14 protein-coding genes are annotated in these 15,974 nt (G+C 69.0%); 7 read left to right on the top strand and 7 right to left on the bottom strand.

The genetic code is table 11. The features are described 5' to 3' along the window. Positions 1-7 precede the first annotated feature (7 nt). The 5 genes from HCT63_RS04580 (at position 8) to HCT63_RS04560 (ending at position 4,213) form a co-directional block, all read left to right on the top strand. Positions 8-580, top strand: coding sequence for a CGNR zinc finger domain-containing protein (locus HCT63_RS04580; RefSeq protein ID WP_167001575.1), 573 nt, complete (start codon positions 8-10; stop codon positions 578-580). After that, positions 577-2,211 carry a DNA repair helicase XPB gene (locus HCT63_RS04575; RefSeq protein ID WP_167001574.1) on the top strand — a complete coding sequence of 545 codons (1,635 nt, stop codon included), beginning with the start codon at positions 577-579 and terminating at the stop codon, positions 2,209-2,211. Before HCT63_RS04580 ends, HCT63_RS04575 begins: the two co-directional genes overlap by 4 nt. 28 nt (positions 2,212-2,239) lie before the next feature. Continuing rightward, on the top strand, positions 2,240-2,938 hold the full coding sequence (locus tag HCT63_RS04570) for a haloacid dehalogenase type II (RefSeq protein ID WP_167001573.1): 699 nt from the start codon (positions 2,240-2,242) through the stop codon (positions 2,936-2,938). Between the two features lie 58 nt (positions 2,939-2,996). After that, positions 2,997-3,584, top strand: coding sequence for a TIGR03086 family metal-binding protein (locus HCT63_RS04565; RefSeq protein WP_167001572.1), 588 nt, complete (start codon positions 2,997-2,999; stop codon positions 3,582-3,584). A gap of 113 nt (positions 3,585-3,697) precedes the next feature. Next, positions 3,698-4,213: a calcium-binding protein gene (locus HCT63_RS04560; protein ID WP_167001571.1), complete on the top strand. Its 516-nt coding sequence runs from the start codon at positions 3,698-3,700 to the stop codon at positions 4,211-4,213. Positions 4,214-4,217: 4 nt separating this feature from the next. On the opposite strand, the gene pflA is transcribed toward HCT63_RS04560, so the two are convergent. Further along, a complete protein-coding gene (gene pflA / locus HCT63_RS04555) occupies positions 4,218-5,027 on the bottom strand; it encodes a pyruvate formate-lyase-activating protein (RefSeq protein ID WP_167001570.1) in 810 nt (269 codons plus the stop codon). Further along, entirely contained in the window at positions 5,027-7,291 is a 2,265-nt protein-coding gene (gene pflB, locus HCT63_RS04550; RefSeq protein ID WP_167001569.1) for a formate C-acetyltransferase, read from the bottom strand. The genes pflA and pflB overlap by 1 nt, the downstream gene beginning before the upstream one ends. A gap of 163 nt (positions 7,292-7,454) precedes the next feature. Here pflB and HCT63_RS04545 point away from each other — a divergent pair, with 163 nt between their 5' ends. Continuing rightward, on the top strand, positions 7,455-8,027 hold the full coding sequence (locus tag HCT63_RS04545; RefSeq protein ID WP_167001568.1) for a hypothetical protein: 573 nt from the start codon (positions 7,455-7,457) through the stop codon (positions 8,025-8,027). A gap of 43 nt (positions 8,028-8,070) precedes the next feature. Beyond that, positions 8,071-8,427, top strand: a complete 357-nt coding sequence (locus tag HCT63_RS04540) for a hypothetical protein (protein WP_182397140.1) — start codon at positions 8,071-8,073, stop codon at positions 8,425-8,427. Between the two features lie 119 nt (positions 8,428-8,546). Here the strand turns inward: HCT63_RS04540 and HCT63_RS04535 are convergent, their stop codons facing one another. From HCT63_RS04535 to HCT63_RS04515, 5 genes are all read right to left on the bottom strand, one after another. Further along, positions 8,547-10,688, bottom strand: a complete 2,142-nt coding sequence (locus HCT63_RS04535) for an AAA family ATPase (protein ID WP_243842877.1) — start codon at positions 10,686-10,688, stop codon at positions 8,547-8,549. Between the two features lie 537 nt (positions 10,689-11,225). Then, entirely contained in the window at positions 11,226-11,954 is a 729-nt protein-coding gene (locus HCT63_RS04530; protein ID WP_167001566.1) for an SRPBCC family protein, read from the bottom strand. Next, entirely contained in the window at positions 11,954-12,808 is an 855-nt protein-coding gene (locus HCT63_RS04525; RefSeq protein WP_167001565.1) for a xanthine dehydrogenase family protein subunit M, read from the bottom strand. The genes HCT63_RS04530 and HCT63_RS04525 overlap by 1 nt, the downstream gene beginning before the upstream one ends. Then, the gene (locus tag HCT63_RS04520; RefSeq protein ID WP_167001564.1) at positions 12,805-15,285 is read right to left on the bottom strand and encodes a xanthine dehydrogenase family protein molybdopterin-binding subunit; all 2,481 of its coding nucleotides are present in this window, start codon (positions 15,283-15,285) and stop codon (positions 12,805-12,807) included. The genes HCT63_RS04525 and HCT63_RS04520 overlap by 4 nt, the downstream gene beginning before the upstream one ends. Continuing rightward, positions 15,282-15,788, bottom strand: a complete 507-nt coding sequence (locus HCT63_RS04515; RefSeq protein WP_167001563.1) for a (2Fe-2S)-binding protein — start codon at positions 15,786-15,788, stop codon at positions 15,282-15,284. Before HCT63_RS04515 ends, HCT63_RS04520 begins: the two co-directional genes overlap by 4 nt. Positions 15,789-15,974 lie beyond the last annotated feature (186 nt).

Genomic DNA, 15,974 nt, shown 5'->3' with positions numbered 1-15,974 from the left:
TGGCCGGATGGACTTTGTGGGCTACGCCGAGCGCGCGGCAATGCTCGCCAACGCGTCACTGGGCTCGGTGGACGACGTCCGCGACCACCTCGCCGAGCGCGAGTGGCTCGTCCCGCAGGTCACCGACCGCGACGTCCGCACCCTGCAACGGTTCCAGCGGCGCCTGCGACCGGTCTTCGAGCATGGTGGAGCGGGCAGGGCTGCGGACGTGGTGGTCGCCGTCAACACCCTGCTGGCCACCCACCGCATCACGCCGCTCATCGTCCCCACCGACATCGCCGCCACCGACACCGGCACGAGCCCGAGCGGGTGGCGTCTGCACGTCGCCGACCGTGCCGCCTCGGTCGCCGATCTGCTGGTCGCGGAGTCGCTGATGGGCATCGCGATCCTGGTCTGCGACCTCGACCCTGGACGCCTCGGCGTCTGCGCGGCGCACGGCTGCGCCAACACCTACGTCGACACCTCCCCCAACCGCTCGCGCCGCTACTGCTCCGATCGCTGCTCCTCCCGAGCGAACGTCGCGGCGTACCGTGCACGGAAGCGGGCAGGCGCCGCCGCAAACCCCCGAGGAGACGTATGAACGACGGTCCCCTGATCGTCCAGTCCGACAAGACGCTCCTCCTGGAGGTCGACCACGACCAGTCGGCCGCGTGTCGGCGCGCCATCGCACCCTTCGCTGAGCTCGAGCGGTCTCCGGAGCACATCCACACCTACCGCATCACGCCGCTCGGCCTGTGGAACGCGCGCGCCGCCGGCCACGACGCCGAGCAGGTCGTCGACGCGCTGATGGACTACTCGCGCTATCCCGTGCCGCACGCGCTCCTGGTCGACGTCGCCGAGACGATGTCGCGCTATGGGCGCCTGCGGCTCGAGAACACCCCGACCCACGGGCTCGTCCTCGCCACGACCGATCGGCCGGTTCTCGAGGAGGTGATCCGCTCCAAGCGCATCGCGCCGATGCTCGGGGCGCGGATCGACGACGACACGATCGTGGTGCACCCCTCCGAACGCGGCGCGCTCAAGCAGGCACTGCTCAAGGTCGGATGGCCCGCGGAGGATCTCGCCGGCTACGTCGACGGCGAGGCGCACGCGATCGCCCTGTCGGACGGCGAGTGGCACATGCGGCCGTACCAGGCCGAGGCCGTCGAGTCGTTCTGGCACGGCGGGTCCGGCGTCGTCGTCCTCCCGTGCGGTGCGGGCAAGACGATCGTCGGTGCTGGCGCCATGGCACAGGCGCAGGCGACCACCCTGATCCTCGTCACCAACACCGTCTCGGCACGTCAGTGGAAGGACGAGCTGCTGCGTCGTACGACGCTCACTGAGGACGAGATCGGCGAGTACAGCGGGGCCAAGAAAGAGATCCGACCCGTCACCATCGCCACGTACCAGGTGATGACGACGCGCCGGAAGGGCGTCTATCCGCACCTCGAGCTGTTCGACGCCCGCGACTGGGGCCTGATCGTGTACGACGAGGTCCACCTGCTGCCAGCGCCGATCTTCCGGATGACCGCCGATCTCCAGGCACGGCGCCGGATCGGCCTGACCGCCACCCTCGTGCGCGAGGACGGCCACGAGGGCGACGTGTTCAGCCTCATCGGGCCCAAGCGGTACGACGCGCCGTGGAAGGACATCGAGGCACAGGGCTACATCGCTCCCGCCGACTGCGTCGAGGTGCGCGTGACGTTGAGCGACTCCGAACGGATCGTGTACGCGACGGCGGAGGCCGACGTCCGCTACCGGCTCGCGGCGTCGACCGGCCGTAAGACCGAGGTGGTCCAGAGGCTGGTCGAGGAGCACAGGGGTGAGCCGACCCTGGTCATCGGCCAGTACATCGACCAGCTCGACGACCTCGCCGAGCGCCTCGACGCTCCCGTGATCAAGGGCGAGACGTCGGTCAAGGAGCGCGAGGCGCTGTTCGCGGCGTTCCGTACCGGCGAGATCGACCTGCTCGTGGTCTCCAAGGTGGCGAACTTCTCGGTCGACCTGCCGGAGGCGTCCGTCGCGATCCAGGTGTCGGGCTCGTTCGGGTCGCGCCAGGAGGAGGCGCAACGGCTCGGCCGGCTGCTGCGTCCCAAGGGCGACGGGCGTACGGCCCGCTTCTACGCGGTGGTCGCCCGCGACACCGTCGATGCGGAGTTCGCCCAGCACCGGCAGCGGTTCCTGGCCGAGCAGGGCTACGCCTACCGGATCGTCGACGCCGCCGACGTCTGAGTACACCCGCCGAACGTGAGGAGGGCTCGTGATCGAGAACGGTGACATCGAGGTCGTGGTGTTCGACGTCCTGGGGACGCTCGTCGACGAGCCCAGCGGCCTTCGCGCGGCGATCCGCGAAGTGGTGCCGTCGTCGGAGGCGACGGTCGATGCGCTCCTCGCCGCCTGGCAGCAACACATCGAGCGCGAGCAGGAGGGCATCGCCCGAGGCGGCCGCCCGTACGCCAGCACCGACGTCCTCGACTGCGAGGCCGCTCGGGTCGTGGCGGACCTGGCCGGTGTCACCGACGTGGCCACGCTCGCGCGGCTATCCACAGCCGGCCGGCGCCTCTCCCCGTGGGGCGACTCCGTCGCTGGGCTGGAGCGACTCGCCGCCCACTACCCGCTGATCGGACTGTCCAACGCCAGTCGTACGACGCTCCTCCACCTCAACGCCCGTGCCGGACTGCGGTGGCACCAGGCACTCTCGTCCGAGACCGTCCAGGCGTACAAGCCGGCACCAGAGGTCTACGGGCTCGCCGTCGAGACCGCGGGCTGTGCCCCTGAGCGGATGCTGATGGTGGCCGCCCACGCCTGGGACCTTCGCGGAGCGCAGGCGATCGGGATGCGGACGGCCTTCGTCGAGCGGCCGGTCGGAGATCCGCCGACGGGCTCCGACACGTTTGACGGGCAGTTCGGCACCCTCGACGACCTGGTCTTCGCACTCACACCGTCGACACCTCGATGAGTTCCTGCGTCGGTCGTGGTCTGATTTTCGACAGATCCGGACGACGAAAGGCCCCCGAATGCCTGACCTTCTCGATCTCGGCCCCTCGACCCGGCGGGTGGCAGCACTGCTCGACGGCGTCGGCGACGACGACCTGACCCGGCCGACCCCGTGCGACTACGACGTCGCGACCCTCCTCGAGCACCTCGACGGCCTCTCCCTCGCCTTCACGCTCGCGGCCCGCAAGTCCGACGACCCGATGCTCGGCGCCGCTCCCGCACCGTCCGGCGCCGCACTCTCCCCTGGATGGCGACAGCGGATCCCCGAGCGCCTCGACGCGCTCGCCGAGGCCTGGCGCTCGCCCGAGGCGTGGGAGGGCGAGGCGACCGCCGGAGGCGTCACGATGCCTGCCGACATCGCGGCGACGGTGGCGCTCGACGAGGTCGTGCTGCACGGCTGGGACCTGGCGCGCGCCACGGGGCAGCCGTACGAGGTCGACCCAGGCGATCTGGCCGTCGTGCACCGCTTCGTCGAGGAGTCCGCGAAGCCGGAGCAGGCGCAGGCCCGCGAAGGGCTGTTCGGACCCCCGCTGCCCGTGCCGGGGGACGCCCCTCTACTCGACCGGGTCGTCGCGCTCGCCGGACGCTCGCCTTCCTGGCCGCACTGAAATCCGGCGCTGCGGACCTGATGAGAGGCCTCTCATCGGGGACTTATGCATGCCTCACGGTCCGAGGGTTACCTGAAGTCGTCACCCCGACGGTTTCGGACAAAGGAGACATCATGACTCGCACCACCGCGCGCCGTACCCTCGCACTCGGAGCCGCGTCCCTGCTCGGGATCGCCGGCATGGCTCTCACGACCGGCTCGGCCGAGGCCGCGCAGGCCGCCACCTGCGGGGGCCTGCGGGCCACGATCATCGGCACCCAGGGTGACGACAACCTGCGCGGGACCAGCGGACGGGACGTCATCGCCGGGCTCGGCGGCGAGGACGACATCGTGGGCCTCGGCGGCAACGACGTCATCTGCGGCGGGGCCGGAGAGGACGACATCGAGGGCAACGCCGGCAACGACCACATCTGGGGAGGGTCGGGCAACGACGACATCCAGGGCAACGCCGGCAACGACCGCATCCGCGGCGGCTCCGGCAACGACGACCTCGAGGGCAACCGCGGTCGCGACCACCTGTGGGGCGGCCCGGGCAACGACACGCTCGTCGGCGGACCCGGCAGGGACATCCTGCGCGGTGGCCCGGGACGCGATCGCCTGTTCCAGGGTCAGGAGCCCGACGACGACTGAGCCTTCAGCCGACGTACGTCGTGAGGCCGTGCGCCTCGAACTGCTCCCGGACCCGCGCCACGAGCTCGGGTGAGGGCGACGTGACGTCGGCGAGATCGTACGAGGCACCGAGCCGCTCCCACTTCTCGCGGCCCATCTGGTGGAACGGCAGCACCTCGGCACGGCTGACGTTCGGCCAGCGCTCGACGATGCGGGCGACGTTCTCGACGTTCTCGTCCGCATCGGTGAGACCGGGGACGAGGACGAACCGCACCCACACCTCGGTCCCGCGCGCGGCGAGCCGGTCGCCGAAGTCGAGCGTGGGCTGGAGCGTACGGCCCGTCACCCGCCGGTAGGTCTCCTCGTCGCCCGACTTCACGTCGAGGAGGACGAGGTCGACGTCGTCGAGCATCTCGTCGGTCGCCGCGGTCCCGAGGAAGCCCGAGGTGTCGAGCGCGGTGCGGACGTCAAGCTCCTTGGCACCGCGCAGCACCCGCGCGACGAAGCGAGGCTGCATCAGCGGCTCGCCTCCCGACAGCGTGATGCCGCCGCCGGTCGCGGCGAACACCGGCCGGTAGCGGGCGATCCGCGCGACAAGGTCGTCGGCACGCACCTCCGTACCGTCGCGCATCCGCCACGTGTCGGGGTTCTGGCAGTACAGGCAGCGCAGCGGGCAGCCGGTGAGGAACGTCGTCATCCGCGTCCCCGGCCCGTCGACCGCGGTCACGAGCTCCCACGAGTGGACCGCCCCGACCTCGCCGGAGCGCATCGCCGCCATCCGCTCCCCGCGGTCGAGGTCGGCCGCGGGGACGTCGGCGAGGAGGGCGGCGGTCATCAGACGGCTCCGTGGAACGTCCGCGAGAGCACGTCGAGCTGCTGCTCGCGGGTGAGGCGGACGAAGTTCACCGCATACCCGGAGACCCGTACTGTGAGCTGCGGGTAGTTCTCCGGGTGTTCCATCGCGTCCTCCAGCGTCTCGCGGTTCAGGACGTTGACGTTCATGTGGTAGCCCTCGGAGCCGGTGTAGGCGTCGAGCAGACCGACGAGGTTCGTGACCTGCTCGTCCTTCGTACGCCCGAGCCCGGACGGGACCACGGTGTTCGTCAGCGAGATGCCGTCCTGCGCGTCGTCGTACGGCAGCTTGGCGACCGACAGCGCGCTCGCAAGCATGCCGTGCGTGTCACGCCCGTTCATCGGGTTGGCACCCGGCGCGAACGGCTCGCCGTGCCGGCGCCCGTCCGGCGTGTTGCCGGTGGCCTTGCCGTAGACGACGTTCGACGTGATCGTGAGGACCGACTGGGTGTGCAGCGCATCGCGGTACGTCTGGTAGGCGCGCACCTTCTCCATGAACCGCTCGACGAGGTCGCGGGCGATGTCGTCCACGCGGTCGTCGTCGTTGCCGAACGTCGGGAAGTCGCCGGTGGTCTCGTAGTCCACGACGATCCCGCGCTCGTCGAAGACGGGCACCACCGTCGCATACTTGATGGCCGACAGCGAGTCCGCCGCCACGGACAGGCCCGCGATGCCGCACGCCATCGTCCGCAGCACGTCGGAGTCGTGCAGCGCCATCTCGAGCCGCTCGTAGGCGTACTTGTCGTGCATGTAGTGGATGACGTTGAGTGCCTCCACGTACGTCGCCGCGAGCCAGTCCATCTCGGCGTCGAAGCGGCGCATGACGTCGCCGTAGTCGAGCGGCCCCTCGCCGACCGGAGCGGTGGCCGGGCCGACCTGCTTGCCGGTGATCTCGTCACGGCCGCCGTTGATCGCGTAGAGCAGCGTCTTGGCGAGGTTCACCCGCGCGCCGAAGAACTGCATCTGTTTGCCGACCCGCATCGGGGACACGCAGCACGCGATCGCGGCGTCGTCGCCCCAGTGCTCGCGGATGTGGCGGTCCGACTCGTACTGGATCGCCGAGGTGTCGATAGAGACCTGCGCGGCGAACCGCTTGAAGCCCTCAGGGAGGCGGTCGCTCCAGAGCACCGTCAGGTTCGGCTCCGGCGCGGGACCGAGGTTGTAGAGGGTCTGCAGGTAGCGGAACGTCGTCTTGGTGACCAGCGGCCGCCCGTCGTCGCCCATGCCGGCGAGCGACTCCGTCACCCAGGTCGGGTCACCGCTGAAGAGCGCGTCGTACTCGGGCGTACGGAGGAAGCGCACGATGCGCAGCTTGATGACGAAGTCGTCGATCAGCTCCTGCGCCTGCGACTCGGTGAGGTCACCGCGGGCGAGGTCGCGCTCGAGGTAGATGTCGAGGAACGTGGCGGTGCGTCCGAGCGACATCGCGGCGCCGTTCTGCTCCTTGACCGCGCCGAGGTAGGCGAAGTAGGTCCACTGGACGGCCTCGCGGGCGCTCGTCGCGGGACCGGAGATGTCGAACCCGTACGAGGCGGCCATCTCCTTGAGCTCGTTCAGCGCGCGGATCTGCTCGCTGTTCTCCTCGCGTGCGCGGATGACGTCCTCGGAGGCAGGCTGCATGTCAAGGGCGGCACGGTCGTTGCGCTTGTCCGCGATGAGGGCGTCGACCCCGTACAGCGCCACGCGGCGGTAGTCGCCGATGATGCGGCCGCGGCCATACGCGTCGGGGAGCCCCGTGATGACGTGCGCCGAGCGGGCAGCGCGTACGGACGGCGGGTAGGCGTCGAACACGCCCTGGTTGTGCGTCTTGCGATATTCGGTGAAGACCTTCTTGAGCATCGGGTCGACCGGGTAGCCGTAGGTGTCGAGCGCGGTCTCCACCATGCGCCACCCACCGTTCGGCATCATCGCGCGCTTGAGCGGAGCATCGGTCTGGAGCCCGACGACGACCTCGTTCTCGCGGTCGATGTAGCCGGGCTCGTGGGCCGTGATGCCGGCCGGCGTCTGCCAGTCGACGTCGTAGACACCCTTCTCGCGCTCCTCGGGGAACATCGCGCTCAGACGCTGCCAGATCCGGGTCGTCCGCGCTGTCGGGCCGGCGAGGAACCCACTGTCGCCCTCGTACGGGGTGTAGTTGCGCTGGATGAAGTCCCGCACGTCGACGCGGTCCCGCCAGGGCCCGTCGGCGAAACCCACCCAGCCACGGGCGGCGCTCGTGTCGAGCCGTGAGTCGGTCGCGATGCTCATGTTCCCTACCCCTCGATGGAGACGATGCCTTCGCCTCCAGTCAACGCCTCATTTTTGTTGTTTGGGCCATCAAAGGGTGTCGTCTTGGCCACACTGCGCCCATGTCAACAACCGACACACGTCTCCCCTGCGCCTGCTTCCGACCCCCCGTAGGCTGGACAGAGTGCACCCCCGCATCCGGCTCGAGCTGGCGAAGCGCTGGTCAGAGCCACACCGCGAACATCACGACATCGATCACCTGTCCGAGGTGATCGGTGCGCTCGACACGCTCGCCGTTGAGGGCCTTGCGTTCGACGTCGAGCTCGCCCGCGCCGCGGCGTGGTTCCACGACGCCGTCTACGACGTGCACCGCGCCGACAGCGTCGAGCGCTCGGCGCTCCTCGCTCAACGGTGGCTCGGCCCGGGCTACGGCGACCGGGTCGCCGAGATCGTCCTCGCCACGCGCGACCACCTCGCCGCACCCGGCGACATCGAGGCGGCCGCAGTCTGCGACGCCGACCTCAGCATCCTCGGGCAGGACGAGGCGCGATACGACCGGTACGCCGCGGCGATCCGTACGGAGAACGACTACCTCCCGGCCGCGGACTACCGCCAGCTGCGCGCCATGGTGATGTCGCGCTACCAGAACCGTCCGCGGATCTTCGTCACCGAGCCCGGCTACCGACTGTGGGAGTCCAGCGCCCGCGCCAACATCACCCGCGAGCTGACCGCGCTCGGACGACCGGTGCCCGTGTGACGTCGGGCCGCGCGGCTTGCCCTCGACACTTACTCTGGACGCCGTGACGGAGTACCTCCTCGAGGCGCGCGCCCGCGTCCTGCATGACCTGGCCGCTTGCCGCATGGCCGACGCGACCGCGGTCTCCGTTCTCGAGGACGCGCTGAGCCAGCGCGGCTGGTGGGTCGCGCAGTGGCCGGACGGCGCGCCGTTCCTCGTCGGGCTCGTCGCTCAGGACGTCCAGGACGCCCTGCTCGACGCCGGCAGCCGCTGGCCGCGCTGCACGTCGTGCGAGGAGACCGCCGAGCACACCCTCGGCGTCGAGCCCGAGCTCGGCGACGCGCCACGCTGGGTGTGCACCGAGTCGGGCATCGACGTCGCACCCCTCGGCGCGCTTCGGGTGCATCCCACGCGCCCGTAGGGCGCGGATGATCTTTGACGACGTGGGAGTGACCTTCCCCGATTCCAGCCGCCCCAGGAATGGACGCAACGTGCAGGCTTCCCGTACGGGGTCGGTCGAGCCAGTCTCAACCAACGAGATCAATCAGGTCGGGCACTCACGCATGCGTTCCAATCGACCTGACCTGGTCCAAGTGACGGTCTCGATGGGGTCGTGACCTCAAGGGTGAGGAGGCGTTTAGTTGCTCGCGTTTGCGCGACGTAGAGGTCGCGGAGACCTGCCTCGTTGGCCGATCGGATGCCGACCGGGTCGATGATGATCACGGTGTCGAACTCCAGCCCGCGCGTGTCGGGCGCGGCGATGATCGTGGCGTCGGTCTCGCTGACCTCAGCGTCCAGTGTGGCGGAGCGGTGTGCGGTGGCGATGACGCCGATCAGTTCTCCCGGATGCGTCTGCCGGATGCGTGTGATGAGCTCGTTGAGAACGGAGACAACGTCTTCTCCAGCGACTGTGAGGGCGGTCGGTGGTTCGCCGTGTCGGATCGAGCGAGAGAGCCGCTGTTCGGGGGCGATGCGGGCGAGTAGGCCCGCTGTCGCCTGCAGGATCTCCGCGGTGGTGCGGTAGTTGACTGTGAGCGTGTGGTGGGCGAACCTCTCGTCGACGAATGGTTCCAATGCCTCACTCCACGTGCGGATGGTCGTGGTGGGACCGGCCTGGGCGAGGTCTCCCACGATGGTCATTGAGCGTTGCGGGCAGCGGCGCATCAGCCCCCGCCATTGCATTTCGGAGAGCTGCTGGGCCTCGTCGACGACGACGTGCCCGTACATGGTCTCGGGGAGGCCATCGATGAATGTGCGTGCTTCATCGAGCAGTGCAAGATCGGCGCTACTCCACCCCGTCTGGGCGAGGCCGACCAGTTGCGCGAGATCCTCCTCCGGCACATCGGGAAGCGCATGGGCGAGTGCGGCGTGGTCCCCGAGGAGACCTCGGACGACGTCCTCGGATCGAAGCCGGGGCCAGACTGTGGCAACAATCCGGTCGATTCCGGGATCGTCGAGAAACTCTTCACGGAGCTGATCCCAATCGATGTCCAGACCGTCCGCGGACACGTCAGCATCGTCGGAGCTGACGCGCCGTGGATTCCCCGCGAACATGCGATCGAGGTCGATGCCGAGGAACTCCTTGATCTCGGCTTCGAAGTCCGTGAGTTCCTTCGCGGTCTGCTGCTCCAGTTCGTTCACCAGCTCAGCGACGACGTGTTCGGTGAACAGTTCCCGGGCACGGTTGTGTCCGATGCCGCCCTGGAGGGCGCTGCGCCGCGCGGCGTCGACCCGGTCGGAATCAAGGACAACCGTGCCGTGCGCGGTCTGAAATTCGAGCGGTACGCCGTGAGGCTGACGTGCCTGCACCCAGCGTGCGAGCCCGTCAGCGAACTCCGCACGGCCTTTGAGGCGCGCGACTTCGTCTGGTTCGGTTTTCGTCGCTTCCGCGCCGATCAGGTCGGGCAGCGTCGCCAGCTGCACATCGTTCTCCCCGAGCGAGGGGAGCACTTCGGAAATGTAGGTGAGGAACCGTCTGTTCGGGCCGAACACGAGGACCCCACGATCAGCGATCTGGGAGAACGCATAGAGCACGTATGCCGCTCGGTGCAGGGCGACAATCGTCTTGCCGGTTCCTGGGCCGCCATCGACCACCATGATTCCGCGATGCGGTGACCTGACGATCTCGTCCTGCTCGGTCTGGAGAGTCGCCGCGGCCTCTCGCATCCGCCCCGTTCGTGTACCGCTCAGCGCAGAGACGAGAGGGCCATCGCCGACGACGTCCTCGGCGGTCGGTGTGGTTCCGTTAAGGATCTCGTCACTGACGTCGACGACCGTGCGGCCATCCGAGCGCAGATGTCGACGCCGGCGAAGACCCAGTGGCGAGGCCATCGTGGCCGAGTAGAACGGCCGTGCGGCCTCCGCCCGCCAGTCCACGAGCACCGGTTCTCCCGCGTCCGTGCGCAACCCGATCCGGCCGACATGCAACGATTCGCTCTGCTCGGCATTGTCGATGCGTCCGAAGCACAAGGACCGTTCTGCCGAACGGAGCTGGCGAATCTTGTCGGACAGCCGCGAGGCCTCAAGATCCCTTTCGTAGAGCTCTTCCGGCCCTTCAACGCGCGCGGCCATCGCCCGCGCATGTGCGGATAGGCTCCCGCTCAGGTCAGCGTCAAGACGCGCGTACATCGCATCAAGAGACCGCTGTTCTTCTTCGATCTGTTTCGCCTTGCTCGCACCCATATCCATGTGCATCGTTCTCCCTCATCCGGCGTCTACTATGGGGCGCAGGTTCGGCAAGAACAACTTTGACTTTCCGGGATAATTTTGGCCTTCCGAGAACCTGCGTCACACAGAAAGGCGATTGGGTGACGCAATGTCGCGTCAGATGTCACGCGGTCGGAAGCCACTCACCTCCCTGTTGGAAGAAGAAGCGGGAATGACCGTTTCGAACGGGCTGGCGTCGGTCCCGGCTGCTGGTCACGATTCGCTGTTGCCGGTGTCGTGAGTGCGACGGGCACTCGAAGGGATCGTGGTCGCGTGGAACACCGACGACGACGCCGTTCTCGCCGAGGGCAGACGGGTCCCCCACGCCGCTTCGACGGCGTCCAGGTCCTGGGCGTCGACGTCGGAGTGATCGTCGTCCCCGGCCACACGTGCGCGATCTCTAGCCAGGATGGGTACGCAGCGATCTGCGCTCAAGGATCCAGGTAACTGGCACCGCGATTCTCGCGCGAGATCCCGCGTGGTCCGGAGCATGTGCTCCGGACCGGACTCGCGTCAGCCCCTGCGCCGCCGCACGAGCCGCCAGACCACGAACCCGGCGACCGCGCCGACCGCGAGCCGCGCCCCATACCGCTTGAGCAGCACTGGGAGCACCGTGGCTCCGAGGTCGAGCTCGGCGGAGTCACCCGCCGGGCCTGCGGCCGAACCCCCGACCAGGCCCGGAGCGGGAGTCGGCACCGGCACCGGCTCAGCGAGAGGCGGCTCAGGTGCTTCCGCGGCGTGCCGCCCGCGCTCTGGCGGCGCCTCGGGCACGACGACCTCCTCCTCGACGCCCGGCGGAGGCGCCGACAACCGATCGCTGATGCACCCGACGAACTGCGACAACAGCTTGTCGCTCACGTCCTGGATCACCCCCCGTCCGAACTGTGCGGGCTTCCCAGTGATCGCGAGGTCGGTCACCACCTCCACACGGGTCCCCTCGCCGTCAGGGAAGAGCCGCGTGGTCACCTTCGCCCCCGCTGTGCCCTGGCCGCGCTTGTCCTTGCCCTTTGCATCGATGACGACCCGACGCTCGGCCTCGTCACGCTCGACGTACGTCCCCGACCCTCCGTACACCAGCGAGATCGGCCCGAGCTTGATCTTGATCGTGCCGGTGAAGTCGTTCTCGTCGACCACCTCCACCGTCGCCCCCGGCATACACGGCGCAATGGACTCCAGGTCGTTGAACGCGGCCCAGGTCGTCTCGATCGGTGCAGGGACGGTGAAGGTGTGCGAGAGATCCATCAGGCACCCGCCGCCCGGACCACGGCCCGCCGAGTCAGGACGCGCGCGAGGTGGCGTCGGTAGTCGGGCGAACCGTTCAGGTCGTCGGGTGGCGTGGTGCCGTCGGCGACCCCGGACACGGCGGCCTCGACCGCCTCGGCGACGGGCGAGACTCCGATGAGGGCCTGCTCGACCGCCTTCGGGCGTACGGGCGTCGAGCCCATGTTGGTGAGCCCGAGCCTTGCCTCGGCGATCGTGCCGCCTTCGAGCCGTACGGTCGCCGCGACCGCGACGATCGACCACTGCTGGGAGACGCGGACGAACTTCTCGTACGCCGCGCCCCACCCGGTGCGCTTGGGGATGCGGACGGCCGTGAGGATCTCGTCCTCGCCGACGGCCGTGGTGAAGAGATCGACGAAGAAGTCGGACGCCGGCACCGTACGGGAGCCGGACGGGCCGGTGATCTCGAACGACGCCCCGAGCGCCAACGCCGGAGCCGGCAGGTCACCCGCCGGGTCCGCGTGCACGAGCGCACCCCCGAGCGTGCCGCGGTGTCGCACCTGCGGGTCGGCGACCGTCGACGTCGCCTCGGCGATCAGCGCGGCGTGCTCGCGGACGAGTGCGCTCGCCGCGACCTCGTGGTGCGGCGTCATCGCGCCGATCACGAGGTCGTCGCCGTCCTCGCGGATGCCCCGCAGACCGTCGATGCGGCCCAGGTCGACGATCAGCTCGGGCCCGGCGAGCCTCATCTTGAGCACCGGGATCAGGCTCTGTCCGCCGGCGAGGACCTTCACGTCGTCGCCACCCTCGGCGAGCAGACGCACCGCGTCCTCGACCGTGTCCGGCGACTCGTACTCGAAAGATGTCGGAATCACTGTTCATCCCCCTGGGCCGTACCCGTCTGGACCGCGCCGGTCGACGCGATGTCGCGGTCAGCGACCTCGGGGCTGTTCACCGTCGGTGCGGCGGCGTCGGCCCCCCGGCCCTTCTCCGCTCCCTGCAGCGCCGCCCAGACTCGGCTGGGCGAGCATGGCATGAGGATGTCATCGACTCCGAGATGTCGCACGGCGTCGATCACGCCGTTGACGATCGCGGGGGTCGATGCGATGGTGCCTGCCTCGCCCACACCCTTGACGCCGAGGACGTTGGTCGTCGACGCCGTCTCCGTACGGTCGGTGACGAAGGACGGCAGGTCCGCCGCGCTCGGCACGAGGTAGTCCACGAACGAGCCGGTCACGAGGGTCCCGGACTCGTCGTGCACCGCTTCCTCGTACAGGGCCTGCGCGATGCCCTGCGCGAGCCCACCGTGGACCTGGCCCTCGACGATGAGCGGGTTGATGACGTTGCCGATGTCGTCGACGCAGACGTACTTTCGGAGGGTCACCTGCCCCGTCTCGGTGTCGACCTCGATCGCCGCGAGATGGGTGCCGTGCGGGAAGGAGAAGTTGTCCGGGTCGAACGTCGCGTCCGAGTCCAGGCTCGCCTCGACACCGTCGGGCAGGTCGTGCGCGGCGAAGACCGCGAGCGCGATGTCGCCGAGCGCCACGCCCTGGTCGGTGCCTCGTACGGTGAACGTGCCCTCGGCGAACTCGAGATCGTCCTCGGACGCCTCGAGCATGTGGGCCGCGATGACCTTCGCCTTCGCGATCACCTTGTCCGCCGCCGCGACGACCGCCATGCCACCGACGGCCAGCGAGCGAGAGCCGTACGTGTCGAGGCCACGCTGGGCGATCGCCGTGTCGCCGTGCAGCACCTCGACGTTCTCGAACGCGACTCCGAGCCGGTCGGCGACGATCTGGCTCCACGCCGTCTCGTGACCCTGGCCGTGCGGGCTGGTGCCCGTGACGACCTCGACGTTGCCGGTCGGGAGCATGCGCACCTGGGCGTATTCCCAGCCGCCCGCGCCGTAGTCGAGCGACCCGAGAACCCTCGAGGGCGCGAGACCACACATCTCGGTGAACGTCGAGATGCCGATCCCCAGCTGGACCGGGTCGCCCTCGTCGCGTCGCCGCTGCTGCTCGGCCCGCAGCTCGTCGTACCCGAACAGCCCGAGCGCCTTCGCCGTCGCCGCCTCGTAGTTGCCGCTGTCGTACTCGAGTCCACAGACGCTCGTGAACGGGAACTCCTCGTGCGGGATCCAGTTCTTGCGGCGCAGCTCGATCGGGTCCATGTCGAGCTCGGCGGCCAGGTCGTCCATGAGGCGCTCGATCGCGAACGTCGCCTCCGGTCGGCCGGCGCCGCGGTAGGCGTCGGTCCAGACCTTGTTGGTGAACAGGTTGGTGCACTCGAACCGGTACGACGGGAACTTGTAGATGGCCGGGAACATGAACGCCCCGAGGATCGGCACTCCCGAGGTCACGAGCCCGAGATAGGCGCCCATGTCGACGAGCAGCTGCACCTTGAGCCCGGTGACCTGACCGTCGCGCGTCGCGGACAACGAGAGCCGCTGGACCTGACCCCGGCCGTGATGGGCGGCCATCAGCGACTCGGAGCGGGTTTCGGTGTACTTGCAGGGCTTGCCCGTACGCCGCGCCACGATCATCGTGATGACCTCTTCGGGCGTGACCTGGAGCTTGCCGCCGAAGCCGCCGCCGACGTCCGGCGCGATCACGCGAACCTTGGACTCGGGGATGCTGAGCGTGAGCGCGAGCATCAGCCGGAGGATGTGCGGGACCTGGGTCGACGACCACATCGTGGTCTGCTCGCCGGTCGGATCCACGACGGTGGAGCGCGGTTCCATGAACGCCGGGATGAGGCGCTGCTGGTAGTACGTGCGTTCGACGAGGATCTCGTCGTCGGCCTCGCGTGCCTGCGACAGCGCCTCCTCGACGTTGCCACCGGTGCCTGCCTCGCCCGAGTCGAAGATCCAGAGGGCGGACCTGTTGGTGCCGAGGTCGGGATGCGCAAGGATCTCGTCCTTCTCCGCCTCCTCGAGGTCGAGCACGACCGGGAGCTCCTCATAGTCGACGTCGACCATGTCGGCCGCGTCCTGGGCCGCGGACTTGCTCCGAGCCACGACGACGGCGACGATCTCGCCGGCGAACGCGACGTGGTTGACGGCGATCGACGGGTGGTGCGGGGACTTCTGGTCCGGCGTGATGGGCCAGGCGTTGGGGAGCGTTCCGCACAGATCCTGGATGTCGGCGCCCGAGAGGACGGCGACGACGCCGGGCGCCGCTGCGGCGTCGGAGGTGTCGAGGTTGGTGATGCGGGCGTGGGCGAACGGGCTGCGCACCATCGCCAGGTGCAGCATGCCCGGGAGCACGATGTTGTCGGTGAAGCGCGAGCGGCCGGTGATGAGGCGCTGGTCCTCCTTGCGGCGGCGTGGCGAGCCGATCTCGGTGACGGTCATGCCGCACCCGCCTCGGTCGACTCGGGCGTACCGGCCATCTCGCGTGCGCCGGCCTGCACGGCCTTGACGATGTTCTGGTAGCCGGTGCAGCGGCAGAGGTTGCCCTCGAGGTTCTCTCGTACGGTCGCCTCGTCGGGGTCGGGATGCTCGTTCACGAGATCGATGGACTGCATGATCATGCCCGGCGTACAGAACCCGCACTGCAGGGCGTGGGACTCGTGGAACGCCTTCTGCATCGGGTGCAGCGCGCCGTCCGCGGCCGTGATCCCCTCGATGGTGGTGACGTCGTGGCCGTCGGCCTGGACGGCGAACATCGTGCACGACTTGATGCTGCGGCCGTCGAGGTGGACGGTGCAGGCGCCGCAGTTCGTCGTGTCGCAGCCGACCAGCGTGCCGACCTTGCCGAGCTGCTCGCGGAGGTACTGGACGAGAAGCGTCCGGGGTTCGACATCGTCGGTGTACGTGACTCCGTCGACGGTGAGGGTGATCGGTTTCTTGGCCATGGACTTCACTCCGCTCGGCGTTGCACGTGCCCGACTGGTTGAAGCCTTTCCTACACCCGCGTGACGTAGATCACAACGCGATCGCAGAAGCTCGTACGGTTTGCCACGCCAACGTGGCTGCGATCGGTTGGCGCGGCGTGCCAGCCTCGCTAACCGAGGTCTCCCGCGCCAACGTGGCATCCAGTC

This window comes from Mumia sp. ZJ430 (genome assembly GCF_011751845.1).
In the GTDB taxonomy this organism is placed as follows: domain Bacteria; phylum Actinomycetota; class Actinomycetes; order Propionibacteriales; family Nocardioidaceae; genus Mumia.
This window is presented reverse-complemented; position numbering and strand designations above follow the sequence as displayed.